Origin of the sequence: Arthrobacter sp. ISL-5 (genome assembly GCF_018613835.1) — a bacterium.
Classification (GTDB): Bacteria; Actinomycetota; Actinomycetes; order Actinomycetales; family Micrococcaceae; genus Arthrobacter.
This window is the reverse complement of the sequence record NZ_JAGGPM010000006.1, coordinates 135,132-159,671: the sequence shown is the minus strand read 5'-3', so window position 1 is coordinate 159,671 and position 24,540 is coordinate 135,132. Positions and strand designations below refer to the sequence as shown.

At 68.1% G+C, this 24,540-nt stretch carries 21 protein-coding genes; 3 read left to right on the top strand and 18 right to left on the bottom strand.

Annotated elements, in window-relative coordinates:
* Positions 1 to 169 precede the first annotated feature (169 nt).
* The 5 genes from J7I89_RS03720 to J7I89_RS03700 all read right to left on the bottom strand — a co-directional run bounded on the left by J7I89_RS03720 (position 170) and on the right by J7I89_RS03700 (position 5,853).
* Positions 170 to 1,978: a biotin carboxylase N-terminal domain-containing protein gene (locus tag J7I89_RS03720; protein WP_214967383.1), complete on the bottom strand. Its 1,809-nt coding sequence runs from the start codon at positions 1,976 to 1,978 to the stop codon at positions 170 to 172.
* The gene (locus J7I89_RS03715) at positions 1,978 to 3,642 is read right to left on the bottom strand and encodes a 5-oxoprolinase/urea amidolyase family protein (protein ID WP_214967381.1); all 1,665 of its coding nucleotides are present in this window, start codon (positions 3,640 to 3,642) and stop codon (positions 1,978 to 1,980) included. Before J7I89_RS03715 ends, J7I89_RS03720 begins: the two co-directional genes overlap by 1 nt.
* 98 nt (positions 3,643 to 3,740) lie before the next feature.
* Entirely contained in the window at positions 3,741 to 4,499 is a 759-nt protein-coding gene (locus tag J7I89_RS03710; RefSeq protein ID WP_214967380.1) for a LamB/YcsF family protein, read from the bottom strand.
* A 93-nt stretch (positions 4,500 to 4,592) separates the two neighbouring features.
* Positions 4,593 to 5,057: a DUF6278 family protein gene (locus J7I89_RS03705; RefSeq protein WP_214967378.1), complete on the bottom strand. Its 465-nt coding sequence runs from the start codon at positions 5,055 to 5,057 to the stop codon at positions 4,593 to 4,595.
* Positions 5,058 to 5,115: 58 nt separating this feature from the next.
* Positions 5,116 to 5,853 (bottom strand): LysR family substrate-binding domain-containing protein, encoded by a 738-nt coding sequence (locus J7I89_RS03700; RefSeq protein ID WP_214967376.1) that lies wholly within the window; start codon positions 5,851 to 5,853, stop codon positions 5,116 to 5,118.
* 79 nt (positions 5,854 to 5,932) lie between these two features.
* Between J7I89_RS03700 and J7I89_RS03695 the strand changes: the two genes are divergently transcribed.
* Positions 5,933 to 6,331 (top strand): DUF5997 family protein, encoded by a 399-nt coding sequence (locus J7I89_RS03695; protein WP_056623534.1) that lies wholly within the window; start codon positions 5,933 to 5,935, stop codon positions 6,329 to 6,331.
* 344 nt (positions 6,332 to 6,675) lie between these two features.
* The gene (locus J7I89_RS03690; RefSeq protein WP_214967374.1) at positions 6,676 to 8,961 is read left to right on the top strand and encodes a fibronectin type III domain-containing protein; all 2,286 of its coding nucleotides are present in this window, start codon (positions 6,676 to 6,678) and stop codon (positions 8,959 to 8,961) included.
* A 127-nt stretch (positions 8,962 to 9,088) separates the two neighbouring features.
* Here J7I89_RS03690 and J7I89_RS03685 read toward each other — a convergent pair whose 3' ends face one another.
* From J7I89_RS03685 to J7I89_RS03635, 11 genes are all read right to left on the bottom strand, one after another.
* Positions 9,089 to 9,613, bottom strand: coding sequence for a universal stress protein (locus tag J7I89_RS03685; RefSeq protein ID WP_251044870.1), 525 nt, complete (start codon positions 9,611 to 9,613; stop codon positions 9,089 to 9,091).
* A 68-nt stretch (positions 9,614 to 9,681) separates the two neighbouring features.
* Positions 9,682 to 10,467, bottom strand: a complete 786-nt coding sequence (locus J7I89_RS03680) for a DeoR/GlpR family DNA-binding transcription regulator (protein ID WP_214967372.1) — start codon at positions 10,465 to 10,467, stop codon at positions 9,682 to 9,684.
* Positions 10,468 to 10,563: 96 nt separating this feature from the next.
* Positions 10,564 to 11,253 (bottom strand): SDR family NAD(P)-dependent oxidoreductase, encoded by a 690-nt coding sequence (locus J7I89_RS03675; protein WP_214967370.1) that lies wholly within the window; start codon positions 11,251 to 11,253, stop codon positions 10,564 to 10,566.
* Positions 11,250 to 12,530, bottom strand: coding sequence for an exo-alpha-sialidase (locus J7I89_RS03670; RefSeq protein ID WP_214967368.1), 1,281 nt, complete (start codon positions 12,528 to 12,530; stop codon positions 11,250 to 11,252). The genes J7I89_RS03675 and J7I89_RS03670 overlap by 4 nt, the downstream gene beginning before the upstream one ends.
* A gap of 3 nt (positions 12,531 to 12,533) precedes the next feature.
* A complete protein-coding gene (locus J7I89_RS03665) occupies positions 12,534 to 13,310 on the bottom strand; it encodes an HpcH/HpaI aldolase/citrate lyase family protein (protein WP_214967366.1) in 777 nt (258 codons plus the stop codon).
* Positions 13,311 to 13,368: 58 nt separating this feature from the next.
* A complete protein-coding gene (locus tag J7I89_RS03660) occupies positions 13,369 to 14,358 on the bottom strand; it encodes an aldo/keto reductase (protein WP_214967365.1) in 990 nt (329 codons plus the stop codon).
* Between the two features lie 49 nt (positions 14,359 to 14,407).
* Positions 14,408 to 15,241, bottom strand: coding sequence for an ATP-binding cassette domain-containing protein (locus J7I89_RS03655; protein ID WP_214967363.1), 834 nt, complete (start codon positions 15,239 to 15,241; stop codon positions 14,408 to 14,410).
* The gene (locus tag J7I89_RS03650; protein ID WP_251044869.1) at positions 15,234 to 16,229 is read right to left on the bottom strand and encodes an ABC transporter ATP-binding protein; all 996 of its coding nucleotides are present in this window, start codon (positions 16,227 to 16,229) and stop codon (positions 15,234 to 15,236) included. Before J7I89_RS03650 ends, J7I89_RS03655 begins: the two co-directional genes overlap by 8 nt.
* Before the next feature lies 1 nt (position 16,230).
* Positions 16,231 to 17,178 (bottom strand): ABC transporter permease, encoded by a 948-nt coding sequence (locus J7I89_RS03645; protein WP_214967361.1) that lies wholly within the window; start codon positions 17,176 to 17,178, stop codon positions 16,231 to 16,233.
* Positions 17,175 to 18,110: an ABC transporter permease gene (locus J7I89_RS03640; RefSeq protein ID WP_214967359.1), complete on the bottom strand. Its 936-nt coding sequence runs from the start codon at positions 18,108 to 18,110 to the stop codon at positions 17,175 to 17,177. Before J7I89_RS03640 ends, J7I89_RS03645 begins: the two co-directional genes overlap by 4 nt.
* A 3-nt stretch (positions 18,111 to 18,113) precedes the next feature.
* On the bottom strand, positions 18,114 to 19,688 hold the full coding sequence (locus J7I89_RS03635; protein ID WP_214967357.1) for an ABC transporter substrate-binding protein: 1,575 nt from the start codon (positions 19,686 to 19,688) through the stop codon (positions 18,114 to 18,116).
* A 208-nt stretch (positions 19,689 to 19,896) separates the two neighbouring features.
* Here J7I89_RS03635 and pdxA point away from each other — a divergent pair, with 208 nt between their 5' ends.
* Positions 19,897 to 22,320 (top strand): 4-hydroxythreonine-4-phosphate dehydrogenase PdxA, encoded by a 2,424-nt coding sequence (pdxA, locus tag J7I89_RS25725; protein ID WP_214967355.1) that lies wholly within the window; start codon positions 19,897 to 19,899, stop codon positions 22,318 to 22,320.
* 26 nt (positions 22,321 to 22,346) lie between these two features.
* Here the strand turns inward: pdxA and J7I89_RS03625 are convergent, their stop codons facing one another.
* Positions 22,347 to 23,123 (bottom strand): SDR family NAD(P)-dependent oxidoreductase, encoded by a 777-nt coding sequence (locus J7I89_RS03625; protein ID WP_214967354.1) that lies wholly within the window; start codon positions 23,121 to 23,123, stop codon positions 22,347 to 22,349.
* 27 nt (positions 23,124 to 23,150) lie between these two features.
* The gene (locus J7I89_RS03620; protein WP_214967352.1) at positions 23,151 to 24,530 is read right to left on the bottom strand and encodes an MFS transporter; all 1,380 of its coding nucleotides are present in this window, start codon (positions 24,528 to 24,530) and stop codon (positions 23,151 to 23,153) included.
* Positions 24,531 to 24,540: the final 10 nt, after the last annotated feature.

Genomic DNA, 24,540 nt, shown 5'->3' with positions numbered 1-24,540 from the left:
GCAACAGTCAGTTTCCGATCCTGACAGCAGTGCGTGGATGGGCGTTGTCACTCCCCTGAAGCGAAGGCTGGTGCTGAGCGAACTGCAGCATCACGCCTCCGTCGAGCAGAATGTTGACGACTGGGCCCCAAGAAGGGGCTTCCGACGCTTCGATGAGGTGCAGACACCGCTACTCGATCCGTCCCACCACGGAGCCGGCGCTGACCACGCCGCCCGGCACGGCAACCAGTTCGGAGAGCGTTCCCGAGCGGTGCGCTGCCACCTGGGTTTCCATCTTCATGGCCTCCAGCACCAGCAGCGGATCCCCGGCAGTCACCTGTGCCCCGGCGTCGACCAGCCATTTCACCACGGTCCCGGCCATCTGCGAGCGGAGTTCAGCCGGGTGGGCGACGCTGCCGTTGGTTCCGGCTCCTCCGTTTGAACCGGCGGCGGCGCCGGGGGCCGTGCCGGTGTTCCCGGCGGCGGCAGCTCCGCCGTCGAACCCGTCCGGGAGTCCCTGCCCGGAGCGGGCCCAGCCGTCCAGCAGCGCCGCCGGAAGCCCGACGGCCAGCCGCTTGCCGTCCACGTCAACGGTGATGGTGCGGCGTTCACCGCCGGGGCCAGCCGCGTTGAACGCCTCGTCGGCCGGAATCTGACCGGCGAAATCCGTCTCGATCCACCGGGTGTGGACGCCGAGGCGCTCCACTGAACTGAAGTCCGGGGCCTCGACGACGGCGCGGTGGAACGGCAGGACCGTGGGAACGCCGGTGATGCGCATTTCCGCGAGCGCACGGCGGGAACGGCGCAGGGCCTGCTGGCGGTCCGCGCCGGTAACGATCAGCTTGGCGAGCAGGGAGTCGAACTGCGGCGGAACCAGCGAGCCGGCGCCGAACCCCGCATCGACCCGGACGCCGGGGCCGGTGGGACCGGTGAACTCCGCGACCGTGCCGGGGGACGGCAGGAAGCCGCGCCCCACGTCCTCGGCGTTGATCCGGAACTCGAAGGAGTGGCCCCGTGGAGCCGGGTCGGCAGTGAACCGCAGCTGCTCCCCCGCGGCGATCCGGAACTGTTCCTGCACCAGGTCGATTCCCGTGGTCTCCTCCGTGACGGGGTGCTCCACCTGCAGGCGCGTGTTCACTTCCAGGAACGCCACGGTACCGTCCGCGGCCACGAGGAATTCCACCGTTCCGGCACCGGAATAGCCTGCCTCGCGGCACACGGCCTTGGCGGCGTCGTAGATTTCCCGGGTCTGCTGTTCGCTCAGGAAGGGCGCCGGGGCCTCCTCCACGAGTTTCTGGTGGCGGCGCTGAAGGGAGCAGTCGCGCGTCCCGACCACCACCACGTTGCCGTGTATGTCCGCAAGGACCTGGGCCTCGACGTGCCGGGGCCTGTCCAGGTAGCGCTCCACGAAGCATTCGCCGCGGCCGAATGCGGCCACGGCCTCCCGGACTGCCGAGTCGAACGACTCCTCGATCTGGTCCATCTCGCGGACCACCTTCAGCCCGCGTCCGCCTCCGCCGAACGCCGCCTTGATGGCAATGGGCAGGCCGTGCTCCTCGGCGAAGGCCCGGGCGTCGCCGGCGGTCGCCACAGGGCCGTCGCTGCCGGCCACCAGAGGGGCGCCGGCGCGGACGGCGATTTCCCGCGCCGTGATCTTGTTGCCCAGCAGCCGGATCGCCTCAGGCGTCGGGCCGATCCACACCAGTCCGGCGTCCAGCACGGCCTGCGCGAAGTCAGCGTTCTCGGACAGGAAGCCGTACCCGGGGTGGACGGCGTCCGCGCCGGAGTCGGCCGCGACGCGGAGCAGCTTCGCGATGTCCAGGTAGGTTTCCGACGGCGCGTTGCCGGCGAGGCTGTATGCCTCGTCCGCGGCGGAAACGTGCAGCGCGTCGGCGTCGACGTCGGCGTACACGGCTACCGAGCCGAGCTCCGCGTCATCGCAGGCGCGGGCAATGCGGACGGCGATTTCACCGCGGTTGGCGATCAGGACCTTGCGCATCAGTTACTCACTTCTTGTGTTGTTGGTTGCGTTGGGGCATGCGGGGTGTGGGCATGCGGGGCGATCCGGAAGCGGATGCTCCCGCCGATCGGCACCTGGGCTGCCCGGTCCAGGTGCTCGTCGGTCACCACGCCGATCACCGGGTAGCCGCCGGTGATGGGGTGGTCGGCCAGGAACAGGACGGGCAGTCCTTCCGGGGGGATCTGGATGGCACCGGCCACGGTCCCTTCGCTGGGAAGCTCGCCGTCCCGGCTGCGCCGCAGCGGCTCGCCCTTCAGGCGCATGCCCACGCGGTTGGACTGCGGGGTGACCTGCCAGGACTGGCTGCAGAGCGAGGCAAGTGCCGCGTCATCGAACCAGTCATCCCGCGGGCCGGGGACGATCTCCAGTTCGGTGACGCCCGCCCCGGGGAACTCCGGCTGGAGCTCGGGGCTTCCCACCACTCCGGTATCGGTGACGTGGCCGGCGGGGAGCAGCTGGCCGGCGGCCAGCGGCGCGGGGCCGATCCCGGACATCGTGTCGGTGGACCGGCTGCCGAGCACCGGAGCAACGTCGGCGCCGCCGCGGATGGCCAGGTAGCTGCGGAACCCGCTCTCCGGCGCACCCATGCTCAGGACTTCGCCGTCGAGCAGGGCAAACGCCGTGGCGGCCGGCACCGTACGCTGCCGGCCGGGTTCTCCGGCGTCCGACGGCGATTCAATGGTCAGCGGGGCGGGCGCACCCGCGACGGCCAGGACCTGGTCCCCCACCGCTTCAACGCGGAGCCCGCCGGCGACGGTTTCGACGGCGGCCGCGGAAGGGCCGTTGCCCACGAGGCGGTTGGCGCGGCGCAGGGATGCACGGTCGAGCGCGCCGGCGGCGGAAACGCCCAGGGCGGCATGGCCCTGCCGGCCGAGGTCCTGGATCAGGCTCTGGAGCCCCGGGGACAGGATGCGGAGACCGGCCGCCGCCTGGCCTGCACCAGCGGCACCTGCTGTTTCCGGCACTGTTTCCGGTGCCGCGGGCGGCGCTATGGCGACCGCCTCGCGCACCGGGCGGAACTGCACGCGGTCGCCGGGCCTGGCAAGCGCGGGCTGGGGCCGGCTGAGGTCCCACATGCTCGCTCCGGTCCGGCCGATCAGCTGCCAGCCGCCGGGCGAACTGCGCGGATACACGGCGGAGTAGTTCCCGGCCAGGGCCACCGAGCCCGCCGGAACGGCGGTGCGAGGGGAGTTCCGGCGGGGAACTTCCAGAACCTGGTTCTCGCCCACCATGTAGCCGAACCCGGGGGCGAACCCGCCGAAGGCCACGGTCCAGACCTGCCCGGAGTGGGCGGCGATCACGCCGTCCTTGCCCAGGCCGGTCAGCGCCGCCACTTCGGCGAGGTCGTCGCCGTCGTACACGGTGTCAATGACCACCAGGCCGCCGCCGGCTTGGGGCGGCGCCGTAAGGTCCATGTCCAGCAGGAGGGCGGCCATGCGGCGCGCGGCCGCCGGCGACTCCGCCTTGATCATCACGGTTTCCGCCGCCGCGAGGACGTCGAGCTGCCCGGGCAGCGGAGCCTCCAGCAGCAGGGCCTGCAGCGCGAGCACGTCGTGCAGCCCGCTCAGCTCGGCGAGCACCGCCCTGGTACCGACGGGCCGTACGGTTTTCACCCTGTGCACGGTTTCACTTGTTGCGGTCATTTGATACTCCGGATGGGGTGTTGGAGTGATGGAGTGAGTTGCGGTGTCCTGCGGGGACGGACTCGGGCGGACACGCTGCGACAATCTGGCAAACACGGTCAGGCAAACGCGGCGAGGCTGACGCCCGCCCCGCTGAGGGCCGATTTCACCGCGGCGGCCATCGCCACGGCGCCGGAAGAGTCGCCATGGACGCAGATGCTCTCGGCCCGGATTTTGAGGATGGAGCCGTCCACAGCGCGGACGGCGGATTCGGTGGCCATCCGGAGGACGTGCTCCGCCACCTGTGCCGGATCTTCCAGGACGGATCCGGGCAGCGAGCGGGAGACCAGCGTGCCCTCGGGGGTGTAGGCCCGGTCCGCGAATGCCTCCGGAACGGCCCGCAAGCCGGCGGCCTCGGCCAGGCGCAGCACCTCGGAGCCCGGGAGGCCCATGATGGGCAGTCCGGGGTCCACGGACTTGACGGCGTCGACGACGGCCCGTGCCTGCGCAGTGTGGTGGACGATGGCGTTGTAGAGGCCGCCGTGCGGCTTGACGTATTTGACCCGCGCCCCCTCCGCTGCGGCCAGTGCCTGCAGCGCGCCGATCTGGTAGACCACGTCATCGGCCAGCTCGTTGGGGTCGATGTCCAGGAAGCGGCGGCCAAAGCCCGCGAGATCGCGGTAGCCCACGTGCGCTCCGATTACGACGCCGGCCTCCGCGGCTTTCCGGCAGGTGCTGCGGATGACGCTGGGGTCACCCGCGTGGAATCCGCAGGCGACGTTGGCGCTGGTGACCGAGCGGAACATCGCCTGGTCATCGCCCAAGGTCCATCGTCCGAAGGATTCCCCGACGTCACTGTTCAGGTCCATCGTTGGCATTGTGACCCCTGTCTCATTGAAGTGCCTGCTTCAAGGATGCAACACTTTTCTGAATTGTTCAACAATCCAGCAATTCAACGATCTAGGCTTGGCCTACGGTTCTTTCCCTACGAGGTCCTTCACGTGGGCATAGTTCTGCAGGAGTGTCGGGTCCGCGGTTGCCATTCGCCGAATGGCGACCTGAACCACGTCAACCGCGGTTTTGGCTGTGACCCGGACCAGTGGGTATCCCTCCTGGATCACCTCCCAGTGGGCTCCTGGAATGGTGTGGGTGAGCACGTCTCCATAGAACATGCCGATGGGTCGGACGAGTGTTGAGAGGGAGGTCTTGTCGTCGATGGAGTCGATGAGGTTATCGATGGCAGCAAGGCCGTCCACTGACCGAGGCAACTGCATTCCGTTGGATTGGAAGTGCGCTAGCAGTTCGTCGTAGCCGCCGACATTTGTTGGCGGAGGGCCGGGCTGTTGCCTGTCCGCCGGCCGGTATTCGGCGTATCTTCTGGGCATTCCCGGGGGCAGCCTTTGCAGCGGTTCGGCGGAGTCTTCCGGATCGATCATGCCGCCAGCCTACGCTCGGCGGTTCGGCATCCGTCAGCGCCATCAGGAACGGCCTTATCTAGCGCTTGCCCTTTTTCCGGGAGCCCTTGCCGCGGCCCTTGTCCGGGTTGGGGGCGTAGCGCTGGGCCACCTTGGGCTTCTTGACTCCGGTGCCGCGGCGGTCCGGCTTGGGTTCCTTCTTCGGCTTCTCCTGCTGGGCCGAGGGCTGCCGCGAGCTCTGCGCAGTCCTGCCACGGACAATGCCGATGAACTCCTCGATCACTTCGTCCGTTGAACCGCTGGGCCACGCCAGGGCGATCTCCGTCCCGGGCGCTCCGCTGAGGCGGCGCGCCACAGTGTCCTTGACGTTGAAATGCCGGGCCACGGACATGGGCACGATCAGCAGGCCCGCCCCGGTCGCCACCACCTGGAGGGCGGCCTCGGGCCCGCCGAGCTCGTCGGCGTCGAGGAAGGTCTCTGCCGCCAGGTCTTCAAGCGCCACGTCCTCAAACACGGAGATCTCATGGCCCTTGGGCGCCACCACCACGGGCTGTTCCTCATACAGGGGAATGACGTTCAGGCCCTCGCGGTCGACGGGCAGCCGGACAAAGCTGAGGTCCGCCGAACCGTCGCGCAGCACCGAAAGCTGCGTGCCGCCGTCGGACATGAACGAGCGCAGCGGAACATGCGGCATCCGCTCTTCCCAGCGCCTGATCCACTTGCCCGGAGTCACCCCGGCGACATATGCAAAGCGGAGCTCCCGCGCCTGGGGTTCCGGAGGGGCGGGGGCAAGCGTGGGTTCATCTTCAGCGGGCACACCTTCACAGTACCGCCAGCACCGCCTGCCGGTGCCGCTGTTGGTGCGCTGTGCGCGGCCAGCCAGATACCCTTGAAGCATGACCTCTGCTAACTCCCAGTCCATGAAGCCGGCCACCGTTGCCAAGAAGCTTGGCATCTACCTGCCCGCGACACCCCAGGAGTTCCAGGATTCAACCATCACCCGCGCTGAATTCGCCGAACTGCAGGCCAATCCGCCGGAGTGGCTGGCCGAGCTGCGCCGCAACGGCCCGCACCCCCGTCCGGTGGTGGCGCAGAAGCTCAACGTCTCCATCAGCGGCCTGGCCCGCGGCGGCGTCGAAGAGGCACTGACGACGGCGGAAATCACGGCGCTGCTGCAGGCTCCCCCGGCCTGGCTGGTTGCCGAGCGCTCCACGCATGCAGCAGTGCGCGCCGAGGCGCAGCGCGTCAAGGACGAGGCCGCCAAGAAGGACGCGAAGAAGGCCCGCCAGGGCTAATCCGGCTCCCTGGCAGCGCGGATCCCGTCGCAGCCCTTGGAGAAACCCCGGATCCCTGATCCCCCAGCCTTAGGGGACCGCCCACCCCCGTGGGGGTCGTGCCCCCGCACGGGACTCCCTTTCCGCAGGGACTGATCACAGCCTCGCATGCCTGCCGTTACGGCGATTCCGCGGGCGGGTCATCCCCTCCGTTCCCCCTCCTAGTGGGGGGACCAGGGGTGCTGTCAAATTGGTGGACGGGGGCGCTTGAACTCTCCGGGACGTACAGCATTTCCCCAAGGGGGACTTATTGATTCTGTGGTTGTGCGTGAAGGTATCGCGCACCTCGGATCGATGAGGTCATCATGAAATCAGCACAGAACGAGCCGGGAGCGCACACTTCTCGCCTTCCCGGGACCCGCAGGGCCGGAATCATTGCCACCGTTTCGGCCGTCATCTGCTCAACCTCCATGTTTGCCATCCCGGCCGCCAACGCGGCCGTACCCACTTTCCCGGACAACATCGTTGTCTTCCCCGACCGCGACTTCGTCTCCATCGAGGGCTACGAGGGCCACGCCGGCGAGACCGCCACCCTCGAGGTCAAGCGGGCAGGCAAGATCACCGGCTCCGCCGAGGCCGTGGTCGATGCCGGCGGCGTCGCGTTTGAGGTCAACCACCCCGGCGGTGTCTGCTGGGGCGCCGGTACCGGGCTCAACGTCACCCCCGACATCCGTCCCGGCGACGTCGTCTCCATGAAGTTCGGAACAACCACCGTCGGCGAAACGACGGTTCAGGACACCTATGTGACCGGAGATTCCGAACTCAGCGGCGACACAATCACCGTCAAGGGACACGTGGGCAGCGGAGTCAATCGCGCCCAGATGGAGCAGCGCATCATCGAGCCGGCGCTGAAGGACACCAGCGTCGGCCGCCGCGACATCCGGGCCATCCCCGGCCCCCTGACGCCCTCGGACAAGGGCGGCTACTCTTCCAGCCTTGAATTCGCGGGAGACACTTTCACCGCCACCTATGTCTTCGACGATGCCGCCAACGCAGAAATTGCTGCAAACGCAGGGCTCGGCGAACGCGCCATGGCATGGGAGTTTGAAGACGCAGATGCCAACCGCCAGGGCCTGACCATTGCCGAGTACGGCGAACCGGGCGGCCCCGGAATGGGCGGCTGCCCCAACGGCCCCCTGCAGTCCGGACCGCCCGCACCGTCCAGCATCACCGCCGCCAAGACGTCGACCGGCCTCAAGGTGAACTGGACCCCGGCCGAGGCCATCCCCGGCACCCCCGCCATCACGGGCTACCGGGCAGTGGCAGTCGGCAAGACCGAGACGAATAACGAGAAGGTGGAAATCGGCAAGCGGATTTCCGGGGCTGGAGCCACGGGCACCACGATCACCGGCCTGTCCAATGCGGAAGAGTATGACGTCTACGTCGTCGGCATGAGCAGCGTCGGCGAGACCTTCCCTGCCGCCCATGCCATTCCGGAGACAGACACCACGGCGCCTACCGTGACGGCTTCTCCCAACGGCGGAACCTCCCCGGTTGCCCAGAAGGTGACTCTGACCGCCAGCGAATCGGGCGCAGAAATCTACTACACCCTCGACGGGTCCGAGGTCCTCCTTGCGGGTGGCGTCCTCGCCGACGGTGCAGAGCTCTACACGGGGCCGATGGACATCGCCCAGACCAGCACGCTGAAGTTCGTGGCCATTGATCCTTCCGGCAACACCTCCGAGACCGGAGAAGTCACGTTCAGCATCACCAACGATCCCGTTCCGGCAGCACCGGTCTTCTCCGCCTCCACTGCCGGCCAAGGGACGGCCACCCTGTCCTGGACGGCTCCGGACCCGGGCGCTGCGGGACTGACCATCACCGGCTACACGGTCCAGGCCTACACCGCGGACGGCGCGCCGTTCGGCGCCCCCAAGACGGTCGCCGGCGACGTCACCACCCTGGTCTATGACGGACTCAATGGTGACACCGCTTACGAGTTCACAGTCAGGGCCAGCAACACCAACGGCATGGGCCCCGAATCCGAGAAGACCGCTCCCGTGACCGTCCAGGGTGCCCTGGTAGCCATGGCCGGTCCGGATCAGACCGTCGCACGCCGTACCACCGCCACCACCGTCACGTTGGACGGCACCGGCTCCACCTCAGCCGGCGCTACCTACCGGTGGGAGCAGGTCCTGTCCGGGGCAACCGACCCGAACGCGGTCACACTCAGCGGCGCGACCACCCTGAAGCCCACGTTCAGCCTGCCGGTCTTCAAGTACCCGATGACCAACAGCCCTCTCACCTTCAGGCTGACGGTCGCCGTGGGCACTGACGTCCGGACCGACGAGGTCAAGGTGACGCCGGTTGCGGACCGGGTGACGATCGGCTTGGCGCAGTGGAAGACCGGCGATCTCCGGATCAGCGGCACCGGCAGCGCGGTTGGCAGCGTGATCACCATCCACTCGGGCAGCCTGTCCGGACCCGTCCTGGGGCGCGTAAGCGTCACCGCAGCTGTGGCACCGGCAACCGGCGGCGAATACATCCTCCGGCTGCGCAACGCCGCCGCCGGAACCCGCAACCCCGGCACCGTCTGGATTGAGTCCAGCGTCGGCGGCACCGCGGGACCCACCACCGTAGCGAACCGATAGGAGCTCCGGCCTCAACGATCACGAGTGACGCTGCATAATTCCAAGCAGTTCCGCCACCAGTCCAATGGCTGCCGGCACCAGGCCGGCAGCCACCGGACTTCGTTGTGTCGGCATGCCTAGTTCGCCATCAACCGTCGCACGGGATGATGAGAACCGGCAGCCGCTGCTGACGGACCAGGGCTGCGTAGACCGATCCCTCGATGAGCCGGTCCATCCAGGCGAGCACACCGGACCTGGGGCAGCCGACGATGAACATGGACGCGCCGGCGCTCTCGGCGAGGCGGCCAAGCGCCGGCGCAATGTCACCGTTCAGCACGCGGAAAGACCAGTTCTCCCCCGGCTTCCCGAGAATGGCCTCCAGGCGCAGCAGCAGCTGCCCGGCGGGAAAGTCGGCCTCCTCATTGACGGCGGGGTCCATGGAATGGGCGGTCCGCAGCTCTGCAGCCTCCCATTCGGTCAGGTAGCTGGCCGGATCGACAAAAGCGCACACCAGGTGCAGGCCAAGATCCGAGGCGAGGTCAGCGGCCCTCCGGACCAGAAGCTCCGGAAACCCCCAGCTGACGCCGAGCACGATCGGCCCGTCCGGCCAGCCCTCCCTAGGCAAGGGTCCGACCTGCCCCGCCGTGCCGCTGCGGTCTTTGCTGCCGCTCAACCTGAACGACGTTCATGGGCGTCAGACTATCTGCCGGGGCTTTTGGCCGCGAGTGCTGGCTCAGTCGCCTAGGCGGTTGCCTTGCCTTCAATCCGCACCAGCTCCACCCGAACACCGGCGTTCCTGAACAATGCCACCTGGCCGGGGTCGGCGTCGGCGTCCGTGACGAGGGTCCACGGCAGCGGGATCCTGGCCCAGGCGTGGAAGGGGCGCTTGCCGAGCTTGCTGGAGTCGGCGAGGACGTAGACGGCGTCGCCACGGCGTGCCATGAGTTCCTTGAGCCTGGTTTGGGAGTGGTCTGCCTCGCACAGCCCGTCATCGGCCGTCACGGCATCCGCGCCCAGGAACACCCGGTCGAAGCTCATGCGTTCCAGGGCGGCTTCGGCGAGCGGACCCACGAACGTCTGGCTGACCCCGCGGAGCCGGCCCCCGAGGCAGTCCACCTGGATGCCCGGGGAGTCGGCCAGTTCCTGAAGGGTGTTGATGCCCGGCGTGGTGACCGACAGGTTCTCCCGTCCGCGCAGTGCGTGCGCGAGCGCGCCAACGGTGGATCCGCCGTCGAGCAGGATGTTTTCGCCGTCCTTGACCTCCGAAGCGGCCCAGCCCGCAATGGCATGCTTCTGCTCGAACGCCTGGCCGGTGCGCTGCCGCAGGGACGGCTCGGGGTGGGCGCCGAGCGCCACCGCGCCACCGTAGGTCCTGGCGAGCTTTCCTTCCTCATTCAGCTGGGCGAGGTCCCGGCGGATGGTGGACGCCGTGACCTGGAAATGCCGCGACAGTTCCTCCACCGACGCCAGCCCCGTGGTGACGGCGAGGTGGTAGATCTCTTCGCGCCTGGTCTTGGCGGTGGTCATCCCTGGTTCTCCTTTGGCAGCTGATGCCGCATCCTGGTCCGCGTTCGGCGGGCCATCACGCTGACCTCATCGTATTTGCCCGCCGGCCGAATCCGCTCACAGGGACGCGCCGCCGCAGATTACGTAGTTCTGCCCGGTGATGGATTTCCCGTGCGGTCCCAGCAGGAAACCGGCCAGCGCCGCCACGTCCTCCGGGTCCACCAGGCGGCCCAGCGCCGGCAGCTTCGGCGGGGTGGCCGACCTGCCGGGATCGGCCAGCATGGGCGTGTCCGTCGGCCCGGGCGAAAGGACGTTGACGGTGATGCCGCGGGGTGCAAGCTCCTGCGCCCAGGTCCTGCCCATGCCCAGCAGCGCGGCCTTGGTGGCCGCATACTGGCTCTTGCCCGGAGACCCGGTTGACGTCCGGCTGCCGATCAGGAGGACCCGGCCGCCGTCGGGCATCTTCGGCACCAGGGCGTTGGCCAGGGCGCTGGCAGCGGCCACATGGACCGTGAACATCCCGGCGAGCGCCTCCGGGTCCAGCTCGCCCAGGACGGCGGTCCGCTGGAACCCCGCGGCGTGCACCAGCGCGTCGGCAGGGCCGACTCCGGCCACGCCCTCCGCCAGCGACGCCGGATCGGACAGGTCCGCGCGGCGCCACCGGAAGCCCGGCCCCAGTGCGGTTTCGCTGCGGCTCAGCCCCGTCACGGTCCAGCCGTCCCCCAGCAGCCGCACGGCGATGGCCTTGCCGATGCCCGAACTGCAGCCGGTGACCACCGCGTGCCGCTCAGCCTGCGGACTGCTCACGTGTCGCCGCCGGGGGTGGTGCTTCCCTCGTAGGCCCACTGCGGGTCCACGCGCACGTACTTGATGGCCTGGCGGAAGTACGTGTAGGCGCTGTTCAGTGCGCCGTCCGGGCCCTGGTGGATGGACGGGTAGGAGTACTCGCGGTTCAGCCCGTCGCGGGAGTTGTTGGAGAGGCAGTAGCCGTCCCCGACGTCGAGATTCCGCCGGATGGGCCAGCTGCGGCCCGAGTCCTCCGAGATGGCCAGGGTCATCGGCGAGCGGGGCGTGCCCCAGAAGGCGCGGCGCTCTGCGCCGTCGCCGGAAACCGCACCGCCGGGAACTGCGCCGCCGGCCGGCGCGGCCGGTTCCACCTGTGCCTCGGCGAGTTGGCCCTGTTCGACGGCCAGCCCGTCGTCGTCGATCTCGTCGTAGAGCGAGAGCCGCCGTTCGGTGTTCTCCTCTGCGCGGCTGTGGTTGTAGACGAGCGCCAGCCGGCCGTCGGCCAGCGCCGTGAACTGGATGGAGGAGTTGTTGTTGGGCAGCTCGGTGGGGACGGGCTCGCTCCAGGTGGTGCCGTCGTCGGTGGAGCGGGATTCGTAGATCGAGTCCGCCCAGCGGCTGCGGAACAGGGCCAGCAGGGAGCCGTCGGCCACCGGCTGGATGTTCATGTGAACGCAGCCCAGGCTGCCCGGCAGGACGTGCTCGTTCCAGCTGGCGCCGCCGTCGTCGGAAATCATCACGGCGCTGTCGTCGCTGTTGCCCACCCACTTTTCGCCGGGCGTGGTGATGCAGCGGAAGATCGGGATGATCAGGCGGCCGGACGGCAGCACCACGGGCAGCTGCCGGACGAACACGCCGCCGGTTTCGTTGGCGGGGAACAGCGTTTCCACCTCACCCCACGTCCGGCCGCTGTCCGTGGACGTCCGACGGCGGACCTCGGCGGTGTCCTGGTTGCCCGCCTTCTGCGCGGTGTAGAGCAGCCACAGCTGGCTGTCCGGGGCGGCGAACAGGATGGGGTTCTGCTCTGACCGAGTGCCGTCGTCGGAGAGCTGCTCCGCCGGGGACCACTGCGTGCTCCCCGGTTCCAGGGTGGAGAACCAGATGGAGATGTCCGGCACGCCCTCCTGGGTTCCGCCGAACCAGACGCAGCCGAGCCGCCCGTCCGGCAGCGTCAGGAGGTTGGCGGCGTGGCTCTGCACGGTGGGAGCCGGCAGGTACGCGAAGTCCGCGCCATCGGCGTGCTTCACGGCGCCGTCCGGGGTGATGGAGCTGTAGGCATTGCTGACGGTGTTCTGCATGGTTCAGTCCTTGCTGATGGCCGCGGCGAGGTGGGCCTTGGCGATCTGTTCCAGGTGCGTGAGGTCCGAGGCGATGGTGGTGAAGGTGTAGCCCTGGCTCAGCCGGAGGGCCGCCACCTCCCCCGCCGGGGTGTGGATGCCCGCGGCCACGCCAGCCGAGGCTGCTGCTTCTGCGATCGCCTCCAGCGCTGCGTTGAACTCGGCTTCGATGGCGGGGTCGCCGGGGAAGGCGCCGCCGACGGCGATGGCAAGGTCGGAGGGGCCCACGTAGATGCCGTCGAGCCCGGGCGTCGCGCAGATCTCCTTGACGTTTTTCAGGCCGTCCGGCGTCTCGATCATCGCGAACACCAGGGTGGCGGCGTTGGCGTCGGCGGGAACCGGCCCGATCCGCAGGGCGGAGCGCATGGGCCCGTACGAGCGGCCGCCCATCGGCGGGTACTTCGCAGCGGCGACGGCCGCGGCGGCGTCCTCCGCCGTGTTCACGAGCGGCACGATGACGCCGACGGCGCCGGCATCCAGCGCCTTGCCGATCGCGGTCAGGTTGTTGTCCTCAACGCGCACCATGCCGACGGCGGTGTGCCCGGCGTCGATGGCCATCAGTCCGTTGAGGATCCCCGAATAGCCGAGCAGCCCGTGCTGGGCGTCCAGGGCGACGTAGTCGTAGCCCAGGCGGCCGATGCGCTCCGTGGCCACGGGCGCGTCCAGCACGGCCCAGTATCCGACGGCCTGCTCGCGGGCGCGGATCTTGCGGGCGAATTCGAGGGCCAGTTCCGATGTCATTTTTCTACCTTCAGTCATGTGTGGGCTGTTGTGGGGCCGGGGTCAGCTGGTGAACAGCTCAGCGGTTGTAGGCGGGCATGGGGCCACGGAGCCCGGCTCCTATGGCGTCGCACGCAGCGGTGACGTCCGCGGGGAGCGGGCCCTTGGCCACGGCCTCGATGTTGGCGCGCAGCTGCTCCACCTTGGACCCGCCCAGCAGCATCGAACCGACGCCGTCGCGGTAGGCGAGCCAGCGCAGCGACAGCTCCGCGAGGCTGATTCCGGCGTCCGCGGCGATGCCGGCCAGGGCCGTGACGGCCTCGAACAGCTGTTTGTCCCAGTAGCGCCGCGTGTACATGGCGGCAAGCTTGGAGTCGCCGAAGCGGCCCTCGGAGGGCTTGGACTCAAAGCTGTGCTTTCCGGTGAGCAGCCCGCCGCCCAGCGGGTTGTAGACCATGGTGTGGACGTCGTGCGTGGCGGCGAATTCGAGGTACTCCTCCTCCACGCGCCGGGCCACGAGGTTGTAGAGCTGCTGCGCCACCACCGGCCGCGGCGCCCCGACTTCGCGGGCCACGTGGATGACGTCGGCGATCTGCCAGGCGGCGAAGTTGGACACGCCCAGGGCGCCGATCTTGCCTTCGGCGGCGAGTTCCGCCACAGTGGCCAGGGTGTCGCGGAGGGGAGTGGCGCGGTCCGGCTGGTGCAGGTAGAAGAGGTCGATGCTGTCCACTCCGAGGCGGCGCAGGCTGCCCTCGACGCTCTTGCGCAGTCCCTGGGGCGACAGGGGTGAGTGCTGGCCGTGGTCGGCGTGCGGCATCCCCGCCTTGGAGGCCAGGACAATGTCCTCCCGGTGGTCCTTGAGGAGCCGGGCGAGCATTTCCTCGGTGGCACCGCCCACGTAGGCGTTGGCGGTGTCGATCGTGGTGATGCCGGCGGCGAGGGCCTCATCCACCATGCGGCCGGCGGTGGCCTCGTCGGCGGTGTCGCCGAATGTCATGGTGCCCAGGACGAGGCGGGAGATGGGTAGCCTCAGTCCGTCGACGGGAGTGCCTTCTGGCTGCTTGCTCATGTGTTGGTTCCTCATGGTTGCAGTGTGTTTGGTTCGGTTCGGGTTCAGGTCAGCCCGGCTGGTTGGCGAGGGCCAGCGACGAGACAAGGTGCCGCGGCTTGAGCCCGCGCATTGTTGACGGGTCCAGTGCCGCGCGGCGGAGCTTGCGGGTGTAGTCCTCCTTGGGGGACGTCAGGACTGACTCTGTGGTCCCCGACTCCACGAGCTTGCCGCGCTGCATGACCATGACGCTATCGCTGATCTCCTGCACCACGCCAAGGTTGTGCGAGATGAAGACGTACGTAATGCCGGTCTCCTCCTGGATGGATTTCAGCAGCCGCAGCACCTGGGCCTGCACGGACACGTCCAGGGCGCTGGTGGCCTCGTCACAGACCAGCAGTTCCGGCTTGGACGCCAGGGCCCGTGCGATGCCGATCCGCTGCCGCTGGCCGCCGGAGAATTCCGCCGGATGACGGTCCAGGGATTTGGCGGGCAGCCCCACCTGGTCGATCAGTTTGGCCGCCGCCTTGTTCCGCTCGCCCCGGGACCTCACGCCCTGCAGCTTCAGCGGCTCGGCCACGATCTCCTGGGCTGTAAGGTGCGGGTCCAGGGAGCCGTAGGGATCCTGGAAGACCATCTGGAACTTGGAGCGCAGCGGCCGCAGCTTCGCTTCGCTCATCGCCGCAATGTCCGTTCCGTCCAGTTCGATCCGGCCGCTGGCCGGCGTCACCAGGCGCATCAGCGCCTTGGCGATGGTGGACTTGCCGCAGCCGGATTCACCGACGACGGCGATCGTCTTGCCTTTGTCCACCGAGAAGGAGACGTCGTCCACGGCCCGGAAGGTTCCGCCCGGCACGTGGTAGTCCACCACGAGGTTTTCGACGGAGAGGAACGGCTTACTCATGGCGGACTCCAGTCCTGGTCAGGCCGGCGCCGGCCGTGGTGGTGGTGTCGACGGCGGGATTTCCGACGGCGGCCCCGTCGCCGCCGTTTGCGGCCGGGTCTTCACTTGCGGGGGTTTCGCTTGCGGGAAGCGCGGGGGTTTCGTCCCACGGGCCCAGGACCGGCACGGCCGCCAGGAGGGCGCGGGTGTACTCCGTGGCGGGATGCTCCACGATCTGCTGGACCTCGCCGGACTCCACGAAGGAGCCGTCCTTCATCACGTGGATCCGGTCTGAAATGAGCCGGGCCACCCCGAGGTCGTGGGTGATCATCAGGATGCCGATGCCGCGCTGCTCTTGGAGCTCCAGCAGGAGGTCCAGGATGCCGCCCTGCACAGTGACGTCCAGGGCCGAGGTGGGCTCGTCGGCCACGAGGAGCTGCGGTTCGCTGGCCAGCGCGATGGCGATCAGCACACGCTGGAGCATGCCGCCGGACAGCTGGTGGGGGTACTTCTTCAGCTGCTTGTCCGGCGTCGGGATATGGACCTGCTCCAGGAGGCGGATGGCCCGGGCCCGGACGGCATCCTTGTCCTTGGACGCGGCGCCCGCGATCCTGATCGCTTCGGAGAGCTGGCTGCCGATGGAGTGCACCGGGCTCAGCGCGGTCATGGGGTCCTGGGGAATCAGCGCGAGCGTCTTGCCGCGGACCTTGTTGATCGCCTTGGGCTCGGCGATCACATCGACGCCGTCGATCAGCACGGTGCCCGAGATCACGGCAAGGTCCTCCGGCAGCAACCGCAGGATGCCCATCGCCGTCGTCGATTTCCCGGAGCCGGACTCACCGATGATGGTGACGGTCTCGCCCCGGTGGATGCTGAAGCTCACGGAGTCCACGGCACGGATGATGCCGGCGTCGGTGATCAGCTCCACCTGGAAGTTGCGGACCTCCAGCAGGGCCGGCTCCTTATGGCCGGTGTCAGCGTGCGCTGCGGTGTCAGTGTGTGCGTTCATGTCAGGCACCCTTCTTCTTGCGGCGGGGACGGTCGCGGAGGCCATCTCCCAGCAGGTTGACGCCCACCACCATGAGCACGATCACCAGACCGGGCAGGGTGACCATCCACCACGAGGTGGTGATGTAGTCCTGGCCGTCGGAGATGATGCGGCCCCAGGTGGCGAACGGCCGCTGCGGGCCGGCGCCGAGGAAGCTCAGCGCGCTTTCCAGGAGCACGGCCTGGGCCAGAAGGAGCAGGACAACGAGGGTTGCCTGCTTGATGACGTTGGGGATGATGTGCTGGATCAGGATCTGGATCCGGTGCAGGCCCAGGATCCGGGCCGCCGAGACGTAGGGCTTTTCCCGTTCCACCAGCACCATGGACCGCGTCAGCCGGGCCACTTCCGGCCATTGGGCTATGGCGATCACGAAGGTGATGACCGGGATCGAGGGGCCGAACAGCGCCACCACCAGCAGCAGCATCATCAGCAGCGGCAGCGACATCTGGGCTTCGAGGACGCGGGAAACCACGGTGTCTACCCAGCCGCCGAAGTAGCCGGCCGCGGCGCCGAGGATGATGCCGATGGCGCCCGAGACCACCACGGCCAGGACGCCGATGGTCAGCGAGACCTGGCCGCCGTGCAGGACACGGGAGAGCAGGTCGCGTCCGAGCTGGTCGGTGCCGAAGAAGTGGCCGTCCATGAGCGGCGCGAGCCGGCGCGCGGACAGGTCCTGGTGGTTTGCGTCCGGCAACGGAAGCAGCTGGGCGAGCAGGATGGGGATGATGACGATCAGGGTGCAGACCGCGCCGATCCGCAGCTTCCATTGCGCTGCCTTGCGGCGGCGGGTGGCGCCCGCCTTGGCGATCAGTTCCTTCGTGACGGCGCTCGGGGACGGCGTCCTCGCCGGAGGTCCGGTCGGCAGGTCCGATGGGACTCCTGCCGGAGGCGGTGTGGTGTCGAGGCTCATGCTGTTGCCGCCTTTCCAAGACGAACACGGGGATCAAGAAGGGGGTAGGCGAGGTCGATGACCAGCTGGACGGCTACGGCCAGCAGTGCCGTCAGCAGGACTGTGGCCTGGATCAGGGGGTAGTCGCGGGTCTCGAGGGCGCGGACGATCAGGGAGCCGACGCCCGGCCAGGCGAACACCACCTCCACCACCACCACGCCGTTGAGCATGGCGGCGAACCGGGTGCCGAGGGCGGTGAAAACGGGAATCGCGGAGTTGCCCATGGCGTAGCGCCAGGTCAGGACCGAGTTCCGGACGCCCCGGGACCGTGCCACGGTCAGGAACGGTGCCGCGAAGTTTGCGGTCATCTCGCGCCGGACCATCCGCGAAATCAGGGCGATCTGGAGGATGGCGATGGTGATGGTGGGGAGCACCAGCCCGCCCCAGGTGGCGAAGCCCGACGCCGGGAACAGCGGAATCAGGACGGCGAAGCCGGTCAGGAGCATGATGCCGGTCCAGAAGTCCGGCATGGACTGCCCGGCGATGGTGAGGACGTTGACGCCGAGTTCCCGGTTGGTGTCCGGGCGGCGGGACATCCACACGCCCAGCGGGATGGCGACCACAGCGGTGAGGAGGATCGACGCCGTGGCGAGCGTCAGCGTGTAGGGCATCCGCTCGGCCACCACCTGCATGGCCGGCGCCTGGAAGGAGTAGGAGGTGCCGAGGTTGCCGGTGAACAGCTGCTGCAGGAAGATCCAGTACTGCTCCAGCACGGGGCGGTCCAGTCCGAACTGCTCGCGGACCTTGGCCAGCTGCTCGGTGGTGGCCAGCGGACCGGCGTAGGACACGGCAGGATCACCGGGGGCAAGGCGGACCAGGATGAAGACCGTGGAGACGGTGAGGAACACGGTCAGCAGGCCTTGGCCGAGCCGCTTGAGGATGTAGTTCGTCATGACTCAGGCCTCCAGCCGGACATCAACAAGGGGGTAGGAGTTGGTGGGCGCCAGCGAAAGGCCACTGACGCGCTTCTGGTGGGCCAGCACGGACTTGGGCACGAAGGCCCAGGCGCAAGGCCAGGTCACCCAAATGGCCTGCTGCGCCACGGCGAGCAACCGCTCCCGCCGGACAGGGTCCACCTCGGAGGATGCTGCCTGGATCTTGGCCTGCACCTCCGGGAACACGTAGCCCTGGTAGGTGTCGCGGGTCTTCTCCTTCTCGGGAGTGCCGGCGTACATGCCCTGCATCATGGTGATGGCCAGGCCCGTGGGGCTGCTGAAGCCGTTGCCCAGGAGGTCCCAGTCGCCCTGCTTGCCCTGGCGCCAGGCCAGGATGTTGCCGCCGGGCTCGAACTGCTGGAGCTGGGTTTTCACGCCGACGGCGCCGAACATTTCCACAAGGGCCTCCATCACGGAGGTGTCGGACGCGAACTCGCCGGTTTCCCAGATGATCTTCAGGTTCAGGTCGGTGACGCCCAGGCTCTTCAGCGTTGCCTTGGCCTTGTCCGGATCGTAGGTGTACGTGCCGGTCTTCGAGTAGCCGGTGAGGCTGGACGGCACCACGCCTTCGGCCGCGCTGACCGAATCGACCAGCACGTCCTTGACCAGCGCCTGGCCGTCGACGGCCCAGCTGAGGGCCTCGCGGACCCGGACGTCGGCCAGCGGGTGGCCGGCGGGCTTGCGGAAGTTGTAGAAGATCTGGTTCAGCCGGAGGCTGGAGGCTTCAGCAAGGACGACGCCGGGAAGCCCCGCCAGCTGTTCGCGCGAGTCGGGGGTGATGGAGTCGATGACGTCCACCTCGCCGCTGCGCAGGGCGATCACGCGGCTGGACTCCTCGGGGAGGAAGCGGACCTCGACGTTGTCCACCTTGGGAGCAGGCCCCCAGTAGTTCTCATTGCGCCTGAGGCTGTAGGTGCCGGCGCCGCGGTTGAACTTGGTGACCACGTAGGGGCCGGAACCAACGCCCTCCTGAAGCTCCTCGGGCTTGTTCTTGGCGGCGGGGCTGATCAGGATCATGCTCATGAGCGAATCCAGGATGGGGATGGGGTTCTTGGACTCCATCAGGAAGGTCCGCTCATCGACGGGCACCACAGTGGGGAACTCGGGGAAGAACCCGGCCACGAAGGACCCCTGCACCTGCTGGTACATCTTCAGGGCCGTGGCGATGTCCTCGATCACCACGGGTGTGCCGTCGGAGTATCGGACGCCCTCGCGGAGCCTGACCGTCCACTGTGTGGGCTTGGTCATCTTGAAGCTTTCCGCGAGCACCAGTACCGGCTTGGTTTCGGGCCCGATCGCCGTGAGTCCCTGCCGGACGGCGCGCTGGACGGTGACGGCGGCGTCGAACTGGTTGAGTTTGTTGTCCAGGCTGACAAGGGACCTGTTGAGCGCCAGGGTCAGGGTGCTGGGACCCGGCAGGCCCGTGGGCCCGGCACACCCGGCGATGGAGCCTGTGCCCAGGAGAAATCCGGCGGCTGCGCCGAACTGCAGGAGGCGGCGCCGTGAGATCTCACTTCCTTGAGGAAGAACGGTCATCGTTGACCTCTCGGTTGAACGGGACGGCTGCTGGCCGGTTGGCCTGCGCCGTGTTACATGGATCACTCTGCCACTCCTGCGCGAAATGCGCAAGCGCTCTAGCGCATTTCGCGCAGTCGTGCCATGATGGTGCTACCGACGACGCGGCCCGGGACCCAGCCCGGCCGGTTCTCCATCGGGGCAGACCTACAGAAGAAGGGAGGACGACGTGACCGCAGTCCTTATCCAGGCGGATGACTTTTCCGGCGCGGCCGAGGTGGGACAGTGCTTTGCCACCCAGGGCCTGGGAACGCGCCTCCTCCTGGCCGGCACTGAAGCTGGCATTGAGGCCGGAGGGGCCAATGACGCTTCGGACGTCCTCGTGGTCGACACGCATACCCGGGCCGTTGCCCCGGAAGCAGCCGAAGCAGCCGTTTCCGGCGTCTTTGGCGGCGCCAGTGCAGCCCGTGCGCACGTCCTGTTCAAGAAGATAGATTCGCTGTGGCGCGGCAACGTGGGCCCGGAACTGGGCGCGCTGACGGGCCTGGGCCACCATGTTGTAGTCGCCGGGGCGCTCCCCCAGCTTGGCCGAACGGTGGTGGACGGCGAGCCCATGGCAGGCGGCGTCCGCCTGGACCGCACGGGGCTCTGGAACGCGGAGGCCGCCGCGCCGCCGTCGTCAGTGGAACGGTTGTTGAACCAGCCTGTGGGATCCGCCCTCGCCCTGGCGGGCCTCGACACAGTGAGGTCCGGTTGCCTGGCGGCGTTTCTCGGTGAGGCCCTGTCAGGCGGCGGCCCCGCCACGGTGATTGCCGACGGCGAGACTGAGGATGACCTGGAAGCGGTCGCGGACGCGCTGCTGGAACTGGAGTTCGCCGCCTCCGGCCGCCGGATCGTGTTGGCCGGAACAGGCGGCATCGCGGCCCTCCTGGCCCGAAAATTGGGCACGAAACTGGCCAAGGAACTGGGCAACCAACCTGCGCGAAACACGCAGAGCCGGCATTTCCGGTGGCAAGACCAATCCCGGGCGCGCGCTATCACTCCGGTGCTGGCCGCCGTCGGCTCCGCCTCCGCCACGGCGGCTGCGCAGCTGCTGGAGCTGGAAAAAGCCGGCTTCAGTTCGCTGCGGATAGCTCCCGCCGAGCTCCGCGAGCCGGAGGCCTGCGTGCAGCGGCTCCTGTCGGCGAAGCAGCTCCTGGCGGCGGGCACGCCGACCGTCCTGACGGTCAGCGCCGACGTCGTAAATCCGCAAGAGTCCGGCGCGATCGTCCGCAGCCTCGGGCGGCTGGTGGCAGATGCCGCCGGCACCGCCGACCTCATCCTCACCGGCGGCGAAACCGCCCGCGAAGTGCTCGATGACCTCGGCATCCGCCACCTGACGCCGGTGGCGTCCGCGCAGCACGGCGCCGTGGTCAGCGTGTCCGATGACGGGCGCCTCGTCGGCACCAAACCCGGCAGCTTCGGGGACGATCACGCGCTCGTCGAGCTGTACCTGTCCATCAAAGACCTCCGCCCCGCGGCCTTTCCCGCAGGCCCGGCCACAGAACACCCTGACAATCCCTCCCACCAATCTGGAGCAGACATGACATCCGCAGCAGCGAACAACACTGACGCGAGCAACACCGGTCAGGACACCCGGCCGTTCATCGCCGTGACCATGGGCGACGGCGCCGGCGTCGGCCCCGAGGTGACGGTGGGCGCGCTCGTCGCCGAGAACGCCTACCGCGACTGCCGGCCGGTGGTCATCGGGGACACGTACCGTCTGCAGCTGGGCGCCAAGGCGCTTGGCGTGAAGGCGGACATCGTGGAGGTGGCGAGCGTCAGGGACGCCGTGTTTGAGCCGGGCCGCATCAACGTGATCGATCCGAAGCTGCTCCCGGTGGACCTGCCCTGGGGCAAGGAATCGGCCGAAGCCGGCAACGCCGCCTACCACTACATTAGGATCGCGTGCGAGCTCGGCATGAGCGGCCAGGTGCAGGGCATCTGCACCGCGCCGCTGAACAAGGCCGCCCTGCACAAGGCCGGGCACATCTACCCCGGGCACACGGAACTGCTGGCCCACTTCATGGGCATTGAAGAAGTGTCCATGATGCTTTCCACCCCGAAGGTGAAGGTCATCCACGTGACCACGCACATCGGGCTCATAGATGCGATCAACAAGATCGAGCCCGGGCTGGTGGAACGGACGGTCCGCCGCGGCTACGACGCCATGCAGCGCGCCGGCATCGCCAAACCGAAGATCGGCGTCTGCGCCATCAACCCGCACGCCGGCGAGAACGGACTGTTCGGCTATGGCGAGGAAGCGGAGAAGATCACCCCCGCCATCGAAAAACTCCAGGCCGACGGCATCGACGCCCGGGGCCCGCTCCCGGCCGACACCGCCTTCTTCCTCGCCGGGCGCGGCGACTACGACCTCATCGTCGCGATGTACCACGATCAGGGCCACGGCCCGGTCAAGGTCCTCGGCATCGAGGCCGGCGTCAACATCACGGTGGGGCTGCCCGTCATCCGCACCTCAGTGGACCACGGCACGGCCTTCGACATCGCCGGCAAGGGCATCGTCGAAGTGGGGAGCATGATCGAGGCGCTGCGCCAGGCCGCCGAAATGTCACCGAGCCCGGCGGCTTCGCCGATCCAGCCACCGCGCGCCTAGTCGGGCACCTCAGGAAAGCGGCACCTTCAGGAAATCTGCAGCCCGCCGTTGATGTCGTACGTCGAGGCCGTGATGTAGCCGGCGTCCTCGCCCATCAGGAACACCATGAGCGCTGCGATGTCGCGGACCGTGCCGACCCTGCCCACCAGGATGTCAGCCGACATCGCGGCCTTGCGTTCTTCCGTCAGGGTCCCTCCCATGATGTCCGTGTCCACGGGACCGGGGGCGATGCAGTTGACGGTGATGCCGTGCTGGCCCATTTCCCGGGCCAGGGCGCGCGTGAACCCGATGATGGCGGCCTTCGAGGCGCTGTAGGCCACCTTGGAGTAGGTGCCGCCACCGCGCTGCGCCGAAATCGAGGAGACACTGACGATCCTGCCGAGCTTGCGTTCGATCATCCCCCTGAGCACACGTTGGGTGACGAGGAACGTGCCGGTCATGTTGATTTTGAACACCCGCTCCCACGCATCGAGCGTCTCGTCCATGAACTCCGTGGGGGAACTGATGCCGGCCAGGTTGGCCAGGCCCACTATCGGAGGCAGTGTCGACTCGACCTCGTCGATGGCCGCGTTTACGTTGGCCTGGTCGGAGACGTCAGCGCCCACGCCGAGGGCCTTGACGCCATAGACGGATGTGATTTCCTCCGCAGCCCTCCGCGCCGCATCGCCGTCGATGTCCAAAATACCGACCGACCACCCCTGGCTGGCCAGCATTTCCGCCGTGGCGCGGCCAATGCCTCGCGGAGACGCGGCGCCGGTCAGCACCGCGGTCCGCTCGGCCGGGAACGTTTCGTGATGAGTCATGTTCCTCAGCCCCTCGTCGCCTGGATGTCAGTTCTTGATATCGAACTCGTCGGCAGCAACTGCTTCCTCGCCGACCGTGGACGGCGTACCCGGCTTCACATGGCCCTCAGGACGCTTGCGCGCGTAGAGATAGGTGGCCACTGCCGTGATGGCCAGGACGGCGGAGAGGAACATGAGGCCAGAACGGTTGTCGCCCGTGGCGTCGTTGAGCAGCCCCACTGCGTAGGGTGCGACGAAGCCGCCCAGGTTGCCCAGCGAGTTAACCATGGCAAGGCCGGCTGCGGCCGCTGCACCCACCAGGGCGGTGGAAGGCATCGCCAGGAACGGCGCAATGGCCGAGTAGATGCCCATCGCCGCGAGAGTCAGGGCGATCAGGGCCAGGACTGCATTGACCTGAACGAGGTTTCCGGCTGCCACAAGGCCGATGGCGGCCATGACCATGCTGATGCTGGCGTGCAGGACGCGGTTGCCGGTGCGGTCGGACCGCCTGCCCCAGAAGTAGACGAAGACGGCGGCGATCGTGTACGGGATCGCCACGATGAAGCCAACTTCCGTGGTGCTGAACTTGCCCAGGGCGGCAACGATGGTCGGCATCCACAGGCCCAGGCCGTAGATGCCGCAGACCAGTCCGAAGTACAGCGCCGAGTAAGCAACGGTCCGTGGGTCCTTCAGGCCGGCCAGGAAGTGGTGCGGCTGGCCCTTCTGCTTGTGGGCCAGTTCTTCGTCCATGGTCTTGGTCAGCCACTCCCGTTCATCCGTAGCCAGCCAGTGCGCGTGGCTTGGCCGGTCCGTCATGAGGATCGGGGTGAGCAAACCGAGGATAATCGCGGGGATGCCCTCAATAATGTAGAGCCACTGCCAGCCGTGGAGGCCCATAATGCCCTCCATCTGGAGAAGCAGGCCGGACACCGGGGCGCCGAGGGCGTTCGAGATCGGCTGGGCCAGGATGAAGATGCCCAGCACCGTGACGCGCTGCCGTGCCGGGAACCACAGCGTCAGGTAGAAGAGGATGGCGGGGAAGAATCCGGCCTCCGCCGCGCCCAGCAGGAAGCGGATGATGTAGAAGGTGGTCTCGCCGTTCACCAGGGCCATCGCCGTGGCGAAGATGCCCCAGGAGATCAGGATTCGGGCAATCCACTTACGGGCGCCGAACTTGTACATGCCGCCGTTGCTGGGAATTTCCAGCAACGCGTAGCCGAGGAAAAAGATGCCTGCGCCGAGGCCATACGCCGAGGCGCTAAGCCCGATGTCCTCGCTCATGGTCAGCTTCGCGAAGCCCACATTGTTGCGGTCGAGATAGGCGACGAAGTAGAGCAGGACGATGAGCGGCATGAGGCGTCCGCGCACTCTCCGCAGAGTTCTTTGGCCCAGCTCGTCCAATTGGTTCGCAGGGTTCATGGAAGACATGGTGCACCTC